Source organism: Pseudomonas sp. B7(2017) (assembly GCF_002112745.1).
Classification (GTDB): domain Bacteria; phylum Pseudomonadota; class Gammaproteobacteria; order Pseudomonadales; family Pseudomonadaceae; genus Aquipseudomonas; species Aquipseudomonas ekonensis.
On the sequence record NZ_NEIP01000004.1, the window covers coordinates 101448 to 115244 of the forward strand.

At 64.3% G+C, this 13797-nt stretch carries 13 protein-coding genes; 5 read left to right on the plus strand and 8 right to left on the minus strand.

Annotation, left to right across the window (positions count from 1 at the left end; translation table 11 throughout):
- Window positions 1-7 precede the first annotated feature (7 nt).
- Window positions 8-1441: a M48 family metalloprotease gene (locus CAG29_RS09520; protein WP_085585121.1), complete on the plus strand. Its 1434-nt coding sequence runs from the start codon at window positions 8-10 to the stop codon at window positions 1439-1441.
- A 79-nt stretch (window positions 1442-1520) separates the two neighbouring features.
- Here CAG29_RS09520 and CAG29_RS09525 read toward each other — a convergent pair whose 3' ends face one another.
- From CAG29_RS09525 to rpoE, 4 genes are all read right to left on the minus strand, one after another.
- Window positions 1521-2951, minus strand: coding sequence for a DegQ family serine endoprotease (locus tag CAG29_RS09525; protein WP_085585123.1), 1431 nt, complete (start codon window positions 2949-2951; stop codon window positions 1521-1523).
- Between the two features lie 212 nt (window positions 2952-3163).
- A complete protein-coding gene (locus tag CAG29_RS09530) occupies window positions 3164-4126 on the minus strand; it encodes a MucB/RseB C-terminal domain-containing protein (RefSeq protein WP_085585125.1) in 963 nt (320 codons plus the stop codon).
- An 8-nt stretch (window positions 4127-4134) separates the two neighbouring features.
- Window positions 4135-4722, minus strand: coding sequence for a sigma-E factor negative regulatory protein (locus tag CAG29_RS09535; RefSeq protein ID WP_085585127.1), 588 nt, complete (start codon window positions 4720-4722; stop codon window positions 4135-4137).
- 31 nt (window positions 4723-4753) lie between these two features.
- On the minus strand, window positions 4754-5335 hold the full coding sequence (rpoE, locus tag CAG29_RS09540; protein WP_085585129.1) for an RNA polymerase sigma factor RpoE: 582 nt from the start codon (window positions 5333-5335) through the stop codon (window positions 4754-4756).
- 559 nt (window positions 5336-5894) lie between these two features.
- Between rpoE and nadB the strand changes: the two genes are divergently transcribed.
- On the plus strand, window positions 5895-7511 hold the full coding sequence (gene nadB, locus CAG29_RS09545; protein WP_085637210.1) for an L-aspartate oxidase: 1617 nt from the start codon (window positions 5895-5897) through the stop codon (window positions 7509-7511).
- Here nadB and CAG29_RS09550 read toward each other — a convergent pair.
- Both CAG29_RS09550 and CAG29_RS09555 read right to left on the minus strand, forming a co-directional pair.
- On the minus strand, window positions 7480-7932 hold the full coding sequence (locus CAG29_RS09550) for a protein YgfX (protein WP_085585133.1): 453 nt from the start codon (window positions 7930-7932) through the stop codon (window positions 7480-7482). The genes nadB and CAG29_RS09550 overlap by 32 nt on opposite strands.
- A complete protein-coding gene (locus CAG29_RS09555; RefSeq protein ID WP_085585135.1) occupies window positions 7916-8170 on the minus strand; it encodes a succinate dehydrogenase assembly factor 2 in 255 nt (84 codons plus the stop codon). The genes CAG29_RS09550 and CAG29_RS09555 overlap by 17 nt, the downstream gene beginning before the upstream one ends.
- Before the next feature lie 149 nt (window positions 8171-8319).
- Between CAG29_RS09555 and CAG29_RS09560 the strand changes: the two genes are divergently transcribed.
- Complete coding sequence (locus CAG29_RS09560; RefSeq protein WP_085633030.1) at window positions 8320-9261, plus strand: folate-binding protein YgfZ; 942 nt, start codon at window positions 8320-8322, stop codon at window positions 9259-9261.
- Between the two features lie 34 nt (window positions 9262-9295).
- Window positions 9296-10117: an HDOD domain-containing protein gene (locus CAG29_RS09565; RefSeq protein ID WP_085585139.1), complete on the plus strand. Its 822-nt coding sequence runs from the start codon at window positions 9296-9298 to the stop codon at window positions 10115-10117.
- A gap of 66 nt (window positions 10118-10183) precedes the next feature.
- Here CAG29_RS09565 and CAG29_RS09570 read toward each other — a convergent pair whose 3' ends face one another.
- Window positions 10184-11569 (minus strand): sensor histidine kinase, encoded by a 1386-nt coding sequence (locus CAG29_RS09570; protein WP_085585141.1) that lies wholly within the window; start codon window positions 11567-11569, stop codon window positions 10184-10186.
- Window positions 11562-12233: a response regulator gene (locus CAG29_RS09575; protein ID WP_085585143.1), complete on the minus strand. Its 672-nt coding sequence runs from the start codon at window positions 12231-12233 to the stop codon at window positions 11562-11564. The genes CAG29_RS09570 and CAG29_RS09575 overlap by 8 nt, the downstream gene beginning before the upstream one ends.
- 237 nt (window positions 12234-12470) lie before the next feature.
- Here CAG29_RS09575 and CAG29_RS09580 point away from each other — a divergent pair, with 237 nt between their 5' ends.
- Window positions 12471-13763, plus strand: coding sequence for an OprD family porin (locus CAG29_RS09580; RefSeq protein WP_085585145.1), 1293 nt, complete (start codon window positions 12471-12473; stop codon window positions 13761-13763).
- Window positions 13764-13797: the final 34 nt, after the last annotated feature.

Here is a 13797-nt window from a genome sequence, read left to right on the forward strand (position 1 = left end):
TTTGTGCATGACTTTTCTGCGCCCTACCCTGCTGACGCTCGCTTGCCTGCTCGCCTCTCCGGGCTTCGCCGACGATCTGCCGTCACTCGGTGATGCCAGCTCTGCCATTGTCTCGCCGCAACAGGAATACCAGCTGGGCCGTGCCTGGCTGGCGCTGCTGCGCAGCCAGGTTTCCCAACTGAACGATCCGCAGCTCAAGGACTACGTCGAGTCCAGCGTCTACAAGCTGGTGGAGACCAGCCAGGTCAGCGACCGGCGCCTGGAGTTCATCCTGATCAACAGCCCGCAGCTCAACGCCTTCGCCGCGCCCGGCGGCGTGGTCGGGGTCAACGGCGGCCTGTTCCTCAACGCCCAGACCGAAGGCGAATACGCCTCGGTGCTGGCCCACGAACTGGCGCACTTGTCCCAACGCCACTTCGCCCGGGGCGTCGAAGCCTCCCAGCGGATGCAGGTGCCGATGATGGCCGCCCTGCTGGCCGGGATCGTCATCGCGGCCGCCGGCGGCGGAGATGCGGGCATCGCAACCATCGCCGGCACCCAGGCGGCGGCGATCCAGTCGCAACGCACCTTCTCGCGTCAGAACGAGCAGGAAGCCGACCGCATCGGCATCCTCAACCTGGAAAAGGCCGGCTACGACCCGCGCTCGATGCCGACCATGTTCGAGCGCCTGATGCGCCAGTACCGCTTCGACGCCAAACCGCCGGAATTCCTGCTGACTCACCCGGTCACCGAATCGCGGATCGCCGACACCCGCAACCGCGCCGAACAGGCCAAGCCCGGCGGCATCGAAGACAGCCTGCGCTATCAGTTGATCCGCGCCCGCGTGCAGCTGATCTACGAAGAGACCCCAGGGCTGGGCGCCAAGCGCTTCCGTGCGCAGCTGGACGAGAACCCGAAAAACGACGTCGCCCGCTACGGCCTGGCCATTGCCCAGATCAAGGGCGGCCAGTTGAATGACGCCCGGGAAAACCTCAAGCAGTTGCTGGCCAAGTCCCCGAACGAACTGATCTACAACCTGGCCCAGGTCGACCTGGACATCACCAACAACCGTCTGCCCGACGCCCAGTCGCGGGTCGACCGGCTGCTCACGCAGTTTCCCGGCAACTACCCGCTGAACCAGGTGCGGGTCGACCTGCTGCTCAAGCAGAACCGCGCCGCCGATGCGGAAAAGGCCCTGGACAGCCTGCTCAAGTCGCGCCCGGACGATCCGGACGTGTGGTATCAGGTGGCCGAGACCCGCGGCCTGTCCGGCAACATCATCGGCCTGCACCAGGCCCGCGCCGAGTATTTCGCCCTGGTGGGCGATTACCGGCAGGCGATCCAGCAACTGGACTTCGCCAAGCGCAAGGCCGGCAACAATTTCCCGCTGTCGTCACGCATCGATGCCCGTCAGCGCGAACTGATGGAACAGGAGCGCATGATCAAGGACATGATGGGCTGAGCCTGCCCGCTGGCATTAAACTGCGGGCATAAAAAAACCGCCTCTTTCGAGGCGGTTTTTTATTGGATTGACGACCTGATCACTCGGCCAGCTTGAAGGTGATGAAGCTGGCGCGTCCCTGACGCAGCACCCGCATCGACACCGAGCGGTTCTTCGGAAGCGCTTTGGCGATCTCGGCGAACTCCTTGGCGGAACCGATGGCCTGGTTGTTCAGGTGAGTGATGATGTCGCCCGGCTGCAGGCCGATCAGCGCCGCAGGGCCGTCCTGGACTTCCTTGATGACCACGCCGCCCTTGAGGTCGTAGGTTTTCTTCTGCTCGGCGCTCAACTCGCCGACCGACACGCCCAGACGGTTGCTGGTGCTCTCGACACCGGACTTCGGCAGCACGTCCGTGTCCTTGTCCTCATCGGGAATCGCACCGACGGTCAGCTCGATGTTCTTGCGCTTGCCGTCGCGGATCACTTCCAGGTTGGCCTTGGCGCCCGCCTTCAGCGCACCGACCAGATGCGGCAGGTCGGCGGACATGACGATCGGCTGACCGTTCATGCTCAGGATCACGTCGCCCACTTGCAGGCCACCCTTGGCGGCAGGGCCGTCATCCTGGATCTGGGCCACCAGCGCACCGGCCGGTTTCTCCAGGCCGAACGATTCGGCCAGATCCTTGTTCACTTCCTGGATGACCACGCCCAGCCAGCCGCGGCTCACCTTGCCACCGCTCTTGAGCTGATTGGAGACGTCCATCGCCACGTCGATCGGGATGGCGAACGACACGCCCATGAAGCCGCCGGAGCGGGTGTAGATCTGCGAGTTGATGCCGACCACTTCACCGTTCAGGTTGAACAGCGGACCGCCGGAGTTGCCCGGATTGATCGGCACGTCGGTCTGGATGAACGGCACGTAGTTTTCGTTCGGCAGGCTGCGGCCGACGGCGCTGACGATGCCTTGGGTCACGGTGTGGTCGAAGCCGAACGGCGAACCGATCGCCACCACCCACTGGCCGGCCTTCAGATCCTGGGACTTGCCGAGCTTGAGCACCGGCAGGTCCTTGCCGTCGATCTTCAGCAGGGCCACGTCGGAGCGCGGGTCGGTGCCGATCAGCTTGGCTTTCATTTCGCTGCGGTCGGCAAGGCGGACGAGGATTTCGTCGGCGTCGGCGATCACATGGTTGTTGGTCAGAATGTAGCCGTCAGACGAGATGATGAAGCCCGAACCCAGCGACTGGGCTTCACGCTGACGGTCGCCGCGGGGCGAACGCTGCTGCGGCGGCATGCCGCGCTCGAAGAACTCGCGCAGCATCGGCGGCAAGCCTTCCAGGTCCGGCATCTGCTGGTTCACCTTGCGGTCGGGCAGCTTCTGCGTGGTGCTGATGTTCACCACCGCAGGCGAGGCCTGCTCGACCAGCTGGGTGAAATCAGGCAGCTCGGCCGCCTGAACGGCGGGCACGGCCTGACCGAGCACCAGCACGGTGGCGAGAATGGAGAGATAGGACTTCAAGCTAGGTATCGACATACAGCTCCCGTTACGACGAGCAGGGTTAAGCGATATGGAGCAAGGAACGCCGGAAACTGCGGGCCGGCATTTTTGTTCCGGGAACGACAGACAAGGCCAGAGCCGAGAGGCTCTGACCTATAGAAAAAAATCGGGTGTTTTGCAAATGAAAATGCTCAGCAAACATTTCTGCATGTCGACGAAGCAGCGCAAACAGCCTGGCCGGAATCGGCTTACTGCTTGCTGGTTGCGGCGCCATCATTGCGCATCGACAAGGCAATTCGTTCGGCGGTGCCGATCGGGATCTCACCGACCACGGTCACCATCATTTCGCCCTCGGGCGTGGTCAGGCGACGGGACACCGCAACGGTCGGGCCGAGCTGAGTCCGAGTATCCGTGACCGTGGCGCCGTTGAGCGGCTCCAGGAACACCGAGAAGCGCGCCAGGCCATCGTCATACATCAGACTGCTGACCTGGGTCTTGGTCTCCGGATCCTTGCGCGAGGTACTGCTGGTCAGCTCGAAGCCCGGCGGCAGCCAGTCCGAATGCCAGACCTGGGCAGCCTTGACGGCGGACGCCTTGTCGCTGTCCAGGGCGACGGCGCGGCAGTCGGATCCTGCCTGCAGGTCGCTGTCGGAAGGGATTTCAGAGGTATCGAGGCGGGTGAACTGAAAACGCTCGAGCAACTGGCCTTTGTCGTTGAGCAGAAGCGACTTGAGGGGCAGGCCCGTCTGTTTGTCCAGATGCAGTTCGAAACCGTAGCGGTGCTGGTCGCGGGGCGTCAGCGATACGATCACCGCTTCACGTCCGGCCACGCGCGACTTGCCAATGACGGCAAGTTCGTACCAATTCTTGAGTTTTTGAGGATCGAGGGGGCGGGCGGCGGAATTCGGAGAATCCCCCAGCCCCGCAATCAGTGCGCCACTGACACATTGCGTCCGTCCATCCACCCGCACCACTTCCTGCGCCGATCCGTCGAGCTGAAGCAGACGCTCGCGAACCTGGCCGTTCTGGACGCGATGCCAGATGGTATGGGTAGAGAAACTGCCGTTACGCTCGTAGACGAAAGTGCCGTGAAAGCTCTGCTGCTGTTCGGCCTGGCCCAGACGGGTCAACCAGTCCTGGGCGTCGTCGGCATGGGCTGGAACGATGAACCAGCCGCCAAGCAGAAGCGAGAGTAGCGGTATGGCGCGCATGATCCTCCTTAACGGTTTTCCAGGCTGGCTGCACGCGCGTAAGGCAGTGCGCTTTCAGTTCCCTTGAGTGCGGCCTGCTGGGCATGCTGGCGCAGATAGCCTGGCAGACGCTGATCGTGCCAGCCTGGCTGGCCTTGCAGAACGCCGTTGGCCATGGGACCTGTGGCTTCCGAACTCTCATTGTAGCCTGCCAAAACCGCCGGGCCCTTGACTTGAGGCACGGCCAACGTCGGCTGGTTGGACTGCTGAGCCAGTTCCACGCCAGCGATTTCGTCGTGGTTGTACAGGCGCACGCCGGCCAGCACGGCCACGGTCACCGACGCCGCAACAGCCAGGCGACCGAGATTGCGCCACGGGCCGCGGGAAACCTTGGCCGGAGCGGCTTCGTCTTCCAGCGCAGCAGAGACCGCCGCAGCGAGATCCAGACGCGGAAGCAGCAGATCCTTGTGCATGGCTGCCCGAGCGATCTGGTAGCGAGCCCAGGTTTCACGGGTTTCAACATCGTCCAGTGCATTGAGCACCCGACGCAATTCCAATTCGTCCGCTTCGTTATCCATCACTGCGGACAGCGATTCCTGCAGGGCTTCCCGACTCATGGCGTTCCTCTCTTGGCTGTCGCCGCTGTCTTTAGTTTTCCTGCAACAACGGCTGCAGGGCTTTGTCGATGGCCTCCCGGGCGCGGAAGATCCGGGAGCGCACGGTACCCACCGGACATTGCATGACGCTCGCAATGTCTTCATAACTCAGACCGTCGAACTCGCGCAGCGTCAACGCCGTGCGCAAATCTTCCGGCAATTGCTGAATGGTTCGATGGACGGTGCCTTCGATCTCATCCCGCAGCAATGCGCGTTCTGGCGATTCGAGATCCTTGAGGCCATGATCGCCGTCGTAGAACTCTGCGTCTTCGGAACTGACATCGCTATCCGGCGGCCTGCGGCCGCGTGAAACCAGATAGTTCTTCGCCGTGTTGATGGCGATGCGGTAAAGCCACGTATAGAACGCGCTGTCTCCGCGAAAGTTGCCAAGCGCTCGGAATGCCTTGATGAAGGCTTCTTGCGCAACGTCCTGGGCCTCATGGGTGTCGTGCACGAAACGCACGATCAACCCGAGAATTTTGTGCTGATACTTCAGCACCAGCAGATCGAACGCCCGCTTGTCGCCACGCTGAACGCGCTCGACCAGCTGCTGATCCTCTTCCTGGGTTAGCATGAACACTCCTCGATGAGCTCGGAGGAGGCTTGCATAACCAAACGACCGGACTTGCAAACATAGACTCGGGCTTTTCGCAAAAGTTCTCCCCCTCCAAGCAAGTTTCCTGCGGGGCTCTGATTAGGCACGCACGAAAAACGCAGCGCGGAATGAACCGGCTGCGCGAATAATCTTGTCATCGGTTCGCCGGCAGGAACCCGACCTCAGGTTCCGCTTCGAAGCCGACACTGTCCCTTGTCTCAGGCACCTGTCTATTGATCTTGGGCCCTTGGCAAAAGTTCCAAATATTTATAGCCGCGCCATACCGACATTGGGCGACCATGAGCGGAAAAAGTGTGTTTCATCCCCGATACAGCCGTCTTTTTGCGAAGTCTGCCCAAAAGGCATCCGACGAAACGTTCGGATTTTCCCGTCACGGTAGTTTCACAATGCCATATCGGCCCGGCTATTGTGCCGATCCCCCCCTCTATATACTAGTGGGCTGTGTGGCGGTCCCGACGTGCCGATCCAGCTGTCTTGCGCCACCCCCGACCCGGGTCGCTTTGAGCGGAATCCTGAAATGAGCCAACAGTTCCAACACGATGTTCTGGTCATTGGCAGCGGCGCTGCCGGTTTGAGTCTTGCGCTGACCCTGCCGGGCCATTTGCGCATCGCCGTGCTGAGCAAGGGCGATCTGGCCAACGGCTCCACCTATTGGGCCCAGGGCGGCGTTGCGGCCGTGCTGGACGACACCGACACCGTCGAATCCCACGTCGACGACACCCTGAACGCCGGCGGCGGCCTGTGCCATGAGGACGCGGTGCGCTTCACGGTCGAGCACAGCCGCGAAGCGATCCAGTGGCTGATCGATCAAGGCGTGCCCTTCACCCGCGACGAACACGCCAGCGGCGAGGACGGCGGCTTCGAATTCCACCTGACCCGCGAGGGCGGCCACAGCCACCGGCGCATCATCCACGCCGCCGACGCCACCGGCGCGGCCATTTTCACGACGCTGCTGGCCCAGGCCAAGGAACGCCCGAACATCGAACTGCTGGAGCAGCGGGTCGCCGTCGATCTGATCACCGAACGCCGACTGGGCCTGGACGGCGACCGCTGCCTCGGCGCCTACGTGCTCAACCGCCGCAGCGGCGAAGTCGACACTTACGGCGCCAGGTTCGTGATCCTGGCCTCCGGCGGCGCGGCCAAGGTCTACCTCTACACCAGCAACCCCGACGGCGCCTGCGGCGACGGCATCGCCATGGCCTGGCGGGCGGGTTGCCGGGTGGCGAACCTGGAGTTCAACCAGTTCCACCCCACCTGCCTGTATCACCCGCAAGCCAAGAGTTTCCTGATCACCGAGGCCCTGCGCGGCGAAGGCGCCCACCTGAAGCTGCCGAACGGCGAGCGCTTCATGCAGCGCTTCGACCCGCGCGCCGAACTGGCGCCCCGGGACATCGTGGCCCGGGCCATCGACCATGAAATGAAGCGGCTGGGCGTGGACTGCGTTTTCCTGGACATCAGCCACAAGCCCGAAGCGTTCATCAAAAGCCACTTCCCGACCGTCTACGAGCGCTGCCTCGGATTCGGCATCGACATCACCCGACAACCGATCCCGGTCGTCCCGGCGGCGCACTACACCTGCGGCGGCGTGATGGTCGACCAGCAGGGCCGCACCGACGTGCCGGGCCTCTATGCCATCGGCGAAACCAGCTTCACCGGCCTGCACGGCGCCAACCGCATGGCCAGCAACTCGCTGCTGGAGTGTTTCGTCTACGCCCGCTCGGCGGCGGCCGACATCCTCGGCCAACTGGCCGACGTCAGCGTGCCCAGCGCCCTGCCTGCCTGGGACGCCAGCCAGGTGACCGATTCGGACGAAGACGTGATCATCGCGCACAACTGGGACGAACTACGGCGGTTCATGTGGGACTACGTCGGCATCGTGCGCACCAACAAGCGCCTGCAGCGGGCCCAGCACCGCGTGCGCCTGCTGCTGGACGAGATCGACGAGTTCTACAGCAACTACAAGGTCAGCCGCGACCTGATCGAACTGCGCAACCTGGCGCAGGTGGCGCAGCTGATGATCCGCTCAGCCATGGAACGCAAGGAAAGCCGCGGGCTGCATTTCACCCTCGACTACCCGGACCTGCTGCCCGAAGCGCTGGACACTATTCTGGTGCCGCCCACCTACGCCGGCTGAACTTGAGGCGTACCCGCAGGCGACGGTGCACATCCGCCGCCTGCGCGTCCCGGGGCACGCAGACCGACCGTGTGCGCCGCTCGCCCCGCAGACGAAAACGCAGCACCACGATCAGCGGCAGCGCCAGGCTGTCCGGCCGCAACTGCACCGGCTGCCAGCCATCGGCGCGGTTCCACAACTGCCAACCCTGCGCGTCGCGGCGCAGACCGCTGAAGGCCTTGGAATGGCTGAGAAGAATCTGACGCGGCAACACCCAAGCGGCATGGCCCAGACAGGCCAAAGCCCCCAGCAAACTGGCCCAGAGCGGCACGGACAGACAAAAGACGGCTCCCAGGGCGAACGCCTGGGTCAGCAGATACGCCGCCAGCAGTTGCCCTGAGGCCTGCCAGCGGCATTCGAAGGTTTCACTTGGGCTGGACACGGTCCAGGATCATGCGGACCATGCGCTGCAGTTCCGGATCATCGGACTCGCTGCGTTCCATGAACCAGCCGAACATGTCCTGGTCCTCGCATTCGAGCAGGCGGACATACAGCGCGCGATCCACGTCGTTCAGGTTCGCGTAGACCTCTTTCACGAACGGCACCAGCAGCACGTCCAGCTCGAGCATGCCGCGGCGGCTGTGCCAAAAGAGGCGGTTCAGTTCAACTTGTTCGACCATGGAGCGCTCCTCAAATAGGCCGCAAGTATACAGGCCGGGCGCGTGCCGAACAGTCGGCTTTGGTCGGCCACCACCGATCCTTTATGAACTATCCATTTCAACGTGCCCCCCTTATGATGTGCCCCAGTCTCTTTACCCTGCGATGACCCATGGCCGATTCTGCTTTTTTCTGCACCCTGTCACATGAAGGCGTTCTCGCGGTCCGCGGCGCGGATGCCGGCAAGTTCCTGCAAGGCCAGCTGACCTGCAACATCAACTACCTGAGCGACAGCCAATCCAGCCTCGGTGCCCGCTGCACGCAAAAGGGCCGGATGCAGTCCAGTTTCCGCATCCTGCTCGAAGGCGACGGCGTGCTGATGGCGATGGCCGGCGAACTGCTGGAGCCGCAACTGGCGGACCTGAAAAAGTACGCGGTGTTCTCCAAATCCAAACTGACCGACGAAAGCGCAGCCTGGGTGCGCTTTGGCCTGGTTAACGGGGACGCGGCCCTGAACGGTCTCGGCCTGGCCCTGCCGGCCGAGACCGACAGCGTGGCGCGCCACGAAGGCCTGATCGCGGTTCGCGTCTCGCCGGATCGCGCCGAGCTCTGGGTGCCCGCCGATCAGGCGGACGCCATCAAGGCCCGTCTGTCCGCCGCATTGGCCGAAGGCGACCTGAACGGCTGGCTGCTGGGCCAGATCCGCGCCGGCATCGGCCAGGTCATGCCGAGCACCCGCGAGCTGTTCATTCCGCAGATGCTCAACCTGCAGGCCGTCGGTGGCGTGAGCTTCAAGAAAGGCTGCTACACCGGCCAGGAAATCGTCGCCCGCATGCAGTACCTGGGCAAGCTCAAGCGTCGTCTGTACCGCGTCAGCCTGGAGGCCGGCGAACTGCCGGAACCCGGCACCCCGCTGTTTGCGCCGAGCCACGGCAGTTCCATCGGCGAAGTGGTGCTGGCCGCCCGCGCCGAACACAACATCGAACTGCTCGCGGTGCTGCAAGCCGAAGCCGCCGACGAGGGCGATGTGCACCTGGGCACGCTCGAGGGCCCGGCGCTGCAATTGCTCGACCTGCCTTACGAACTGGATCGCGACCGCGAGATCCAGCGCTGAACGCGGCCTTTGGTGCAAGACCTAGAGAAACGACATGAGCGAGCTGGCGGATAAGGTCCAACAGGATTTGGTTGAGGCCATCGACAACGATGATCTGGTTCTGCCCACCTTGCCGGAAGTGGCCCTGCAGATCCGCAAGGCCGCCGAAGACCCGGAGATCAGCGTCAGCGACCTGAGCAAGGTGATCGGCCGGGACACGGCGCTGTCGGCGCGCCTGATCAAGGTGGTCAACAGCCCGCTGCTGCGCGCGACGCAGGAAGTCACCGACCTGCACACGGCCATCACCCGGTTGGGCGTCAACTACAGCAGCAACCTGGCGATCGGCCTGGTGATGGAGCAGATCTTCCACGCCCGCTCCGACGTGGTGGAACAGAAGATGCGCGAAGTCTGGCGCAAGAGCCTGGAGATCGCCGGGGTCAGCTACGCGCTGTGCCGCCGCCACACCCAGCTCAAGCCCGACCAGGCCGCCCTCGGCGGACTGGTGCACCAGATCGGCGTCCTGCCGATCCTGACCTACGCCGAAGACCACTACGAACTGCTGTCGGATCCTGTCAGCCTCAACCACGTGATCGACCACATTCACCCGCTGCTCGGCGACAAGCTGTTGCGTGTCTGGGAGTTTCCGGAACGCTTGGTCGAACTGCCGGGGCTGTACCAAGACTTCAAGCGGGAGTCGGCCGAGATCGATTACGTCGATCTGGTGCAGGTGGCCAGCCTGTACTGCCACAAGGACACCGAGCATCCGTTCGCGCGCATCGACCCGTTCAGCGTTCCGGCGTTCCGCAAGCTGGGGATCGACACGGAGAACAAGGAAATGTGCGCAGACCTGGAAGAATCACGGTCGATGTTCTACTGACCCCTGTGGCGAGGGCGCTCGCTCCCGCCGGGCGGCGCCGCCTTCCAGAGTCAATCCTCAAAAGCCTCATCCGGCGATGAAGCTGACCCTGACCTTCAACCCCGCCTGCTCCCCGTCATGCAGCGTGATCTGCGCCAGGTGCGCCCGGCAGATCTCGCCGACGATCGCCAGCCCCAAGCCCGATCCCGCCACCTGCTGGTTGCGCCGGTAGAAGCGTTCGAACACCCGGTCGCGCTCGTGCAGCGGAATCCCCGGACCGTCATCCTCGACTTCCAGCACCGCCGGCGCCGTGACCCGCAGGATCACATTGCCGCCCGGCGGCGTGTGCGCCAGCGCGTTGTCCACCAGGTTGCTCAGCAATTCGTTGAGCAGCGTCGGCTCGCCGCGCAGCCACACCGGCTGATCCGCCTCCAGCGCCAGCGCGACGCCCCTGGCGTGGGCCAACGGCGCCATGGCCATGCCCAGCTCCCGGGCCAACTGGCTCAAATCGAGCAGCTCCGCGCCGCCCTCAGCGATGGCCCGGGCGCCGTTTTCCACCCGTGCCAGCGACAGCAACTGGTTGGCCAGGTGGGTCAACCGGTCGGTGCTTTGCGCCGAGGACTGCAAGGTGTCGTGCCAGACCTGCGGCTCGTTCGAGCGCAGGCCCAACTCAAGCCGCGCCTTGAGCGCCGCCAGCGGCGTGCGCAACTCGTGCGCCGCGTCGGCGATGAACTGCGCCTGACGCTCGAACTGCCCGCGCAAGCGCTCGGTGAAATGGTTGAGCGCCCGCACCAGCGGCCACAGCTCACGCTGAACCTGCACCAGCGGCAAGGGCCGCAGGTCATCGGGCTGACGCTCCTCCACCGCCGTGCGCAAACGCTCCAGCGGCCGCAGCGCGGCGCTCACCGCGAACCACACCAGCAGCAACGCGCCGCCGGCCAGCATGCCCAGGCGCAGCAGCGTGTCGGCCGCCAGGCTCTGGGCCATGCTGACCCGCGCTTCGTCGGTCTCGGCGACGCGGATTTCCGCCATGCCGTTCATGTTCGGTTCGCTGACGGCCTTGAGCAGGCTCACCACCCGCACGTTCTGCCCGCGGTAGGTGGCGTCGTAGAACCGCGCCAGGGCCGGGTAGCTGTCGGTGCGCGGCGTGCCGGGCGGCGGGCCGGGAAGGTTCTCGTAGCCGGAGATCAGCTTCTGGTGGATGTCGTTGACCTGGTAGTAGATGCGCCCGGCGCTGTCGTAGGCGAAGGTGTCGAGGGCCACGTAGGGCACGTCGGCGCTGAGGCTGCCGTCACGCTGCGAAAGGCCGGCGGCGATGGTGCGGGCCGACGCCAGCAGCGTGCGGTCGTAGGCGGTGTCGGCAGCTTCGCGCCCGTTCCAGTAGGCGCTCAGGCCGCTGGCGAGCATCAGCACCACCAGCAGCAGCGCCAGGTTCCACAGCAACCGCCAGCGCAGACTGCCGGGCTTATGCATCGCGGCTTTCCAGGAGGTAACCCAGGCCACGGAAGGTCACGATGGCCACCGCGTGCCCGTCGAGCTTCTTGCGCAGGCGGTGCACGTAGATCTCGATGGCGTCGGGGCTCGCCTCCTCGTCCAGGCCGAACACCTGCGCCGCCAGTTGCTCCTTGCTCATCACCCGCCCCGGCCGCGCGATCAGCGCTTCGAGCACGGCCTGTTCGCGGGAGGTCAGGGTGAGCAGTTCTTCGCCGAGGGTGAAGCGCCGTGTGTCGAGATCGTAGGCCAGCACGCCGCAGCGCTGCTGGCGTTCGCCGCCGAGCACGCTGCGGCGCAGCAGGGCCTTGACCCGCGCTTCCAGTTCGGTGAGCTCGAACGGCTTGGCCAGGTAATCGTCGGCGCCGAGGTTGAGGCCGTGCACCCGGTCCTTGACGTCGCTGCGGGCCGTGAGCATCAGCACCGGCAGGTTCTTGCCGCGTGCGCGCAGGCGCGCCAGTACTTCGAAACCGTCCATGCGCGGCAGGCCCACGTCGAGGATCGCCATGGCGTATTCCTCGCTGCCCAGCGCCAGGTCGGCGGCCACGCCGTCATGCAGCACATCCACGGTCAGACCGGTGCCCTTGAGCGCCTGCGCCACGCTTTCGGCGAGCGGCAAATGGTCTTCGACGAGCAGAACACGCATGGATCCTCACCTCATTCAGGGGGTGGCCGACGCCACTCTTTGGCGCGGAGTTTACCGCCGCCACCGCCGCTGTGAAGCCCGAAAACCGTGAAAGTCAACTGAAAGGTTAGCGAAAGGTTAGGCCGCTAGAGTCGGGTAACGGAATGTTTCGACTTCCGTCGCTGCCGCACACAGCGCTGCGAAAAACGCCACGAAGCGTTTTCGACCAATAAGAACAATAAACGGAGTACAGCATCCATGCAGTCCTTGCAGAGCCGGGCCTTCGCGCCTGTCCGCCCTTCCCGCTTCAGCCGCACCGCCCTCGCCAGCGCCGCCGCCCTTGCCGGCTTTTCCCCGCTGAGCCATGCCGACTTCATCGAAGACAGCAGCGCCACCTTCGAAACCCGCAACATGTACTTCAACCGAGACTTCCGCGACGGCACCAGCGCCCAGCAATCCAAGCGGGACGAATGGGCCCAAGGCTTCATGCTCAATCTGCAGTCGGGCTACACCGACGGCACCGTGGGGTTCGGTGTCGATGCGCTGGGCATGCTGGGTGTCAAGCTCGATTCGAGCCCGGACCGCACCGGCACCGGCCTGCTGCCGACCCACGATGACGGACGCGCGGCGGACGAGTACTCCAAGCTCGGCCTGACCGGCAAGGTCAAGATCTCCGCCACCGAACTGAAGATCGGCAGCCTGATCCCGGAACTGCCGATCCTCAAGCCCAACGACGGACGCATCCTGCCGCAGACCTTCGAAGGCGGCCTGCTGACCTCCAAGGAGATCAAGAACCTGACCTTCACCGGCGGGCGCCTGGAGAAGGCCAAGGACCGCGACAGCACCGATTTCGAGGACATCGCCCTCAACAACAAGAACAGCCGTTTCGCCGGCACCGTCGCCGGCAAGCACTTCGATTTCGGCGGCCTGGACTACAAGTTCACCGACAAGATCACCGGCAGCTACCACTTCGCCCAGCTCGCCGAAGTCTACAACCAGCACTTCCTCGGCCTGGTCGCCTCGCAGCCGATGGGCCCCGGCACCTTCGCCACCGACCTGCGGTTCGCCCTCAGCGACGACCAGGGCGCGGCCCGCGGCGGCAAGATCGACAACCGCTCGCTCAACGGCCTGGTCAGCTATGCCCTGAGCGGCCACAAGTTCACCGCCGGCTACCAGCACATGTCCGGCGACAGCGCCTTCCCGTATGTCGACGGCAGCGACCCGTACCTGGTCAACTTCGTGCAGATCAACGACTTCGCCGGCGCCGAAGAACGCTCCTGGCAAGCCCGCTACGACTTCGACTTCGCCAGGCTCGGCATCCCCGGCCTGAGCTTCATGACCCGTTACCTGAGCGGCGACAACATCCAGCTCAAGAACGGCGACGAAGGCAAGGAGTGGGAGCGCAACACCGAGATCAAATATGTAGTACAAAGCGGCGCCCTCAAGGACGTCGCCGTGCGCCTGCGCAATGCCACCTACCGTTCCAACTACTCCGCCCGCGATGCCGATGAAGTGCGTCTGCTGGTGAGCTACAGCGTTGCCCTTTGGTAATTCAGTACGTCCATAACAACAACTCCCAAGGAGA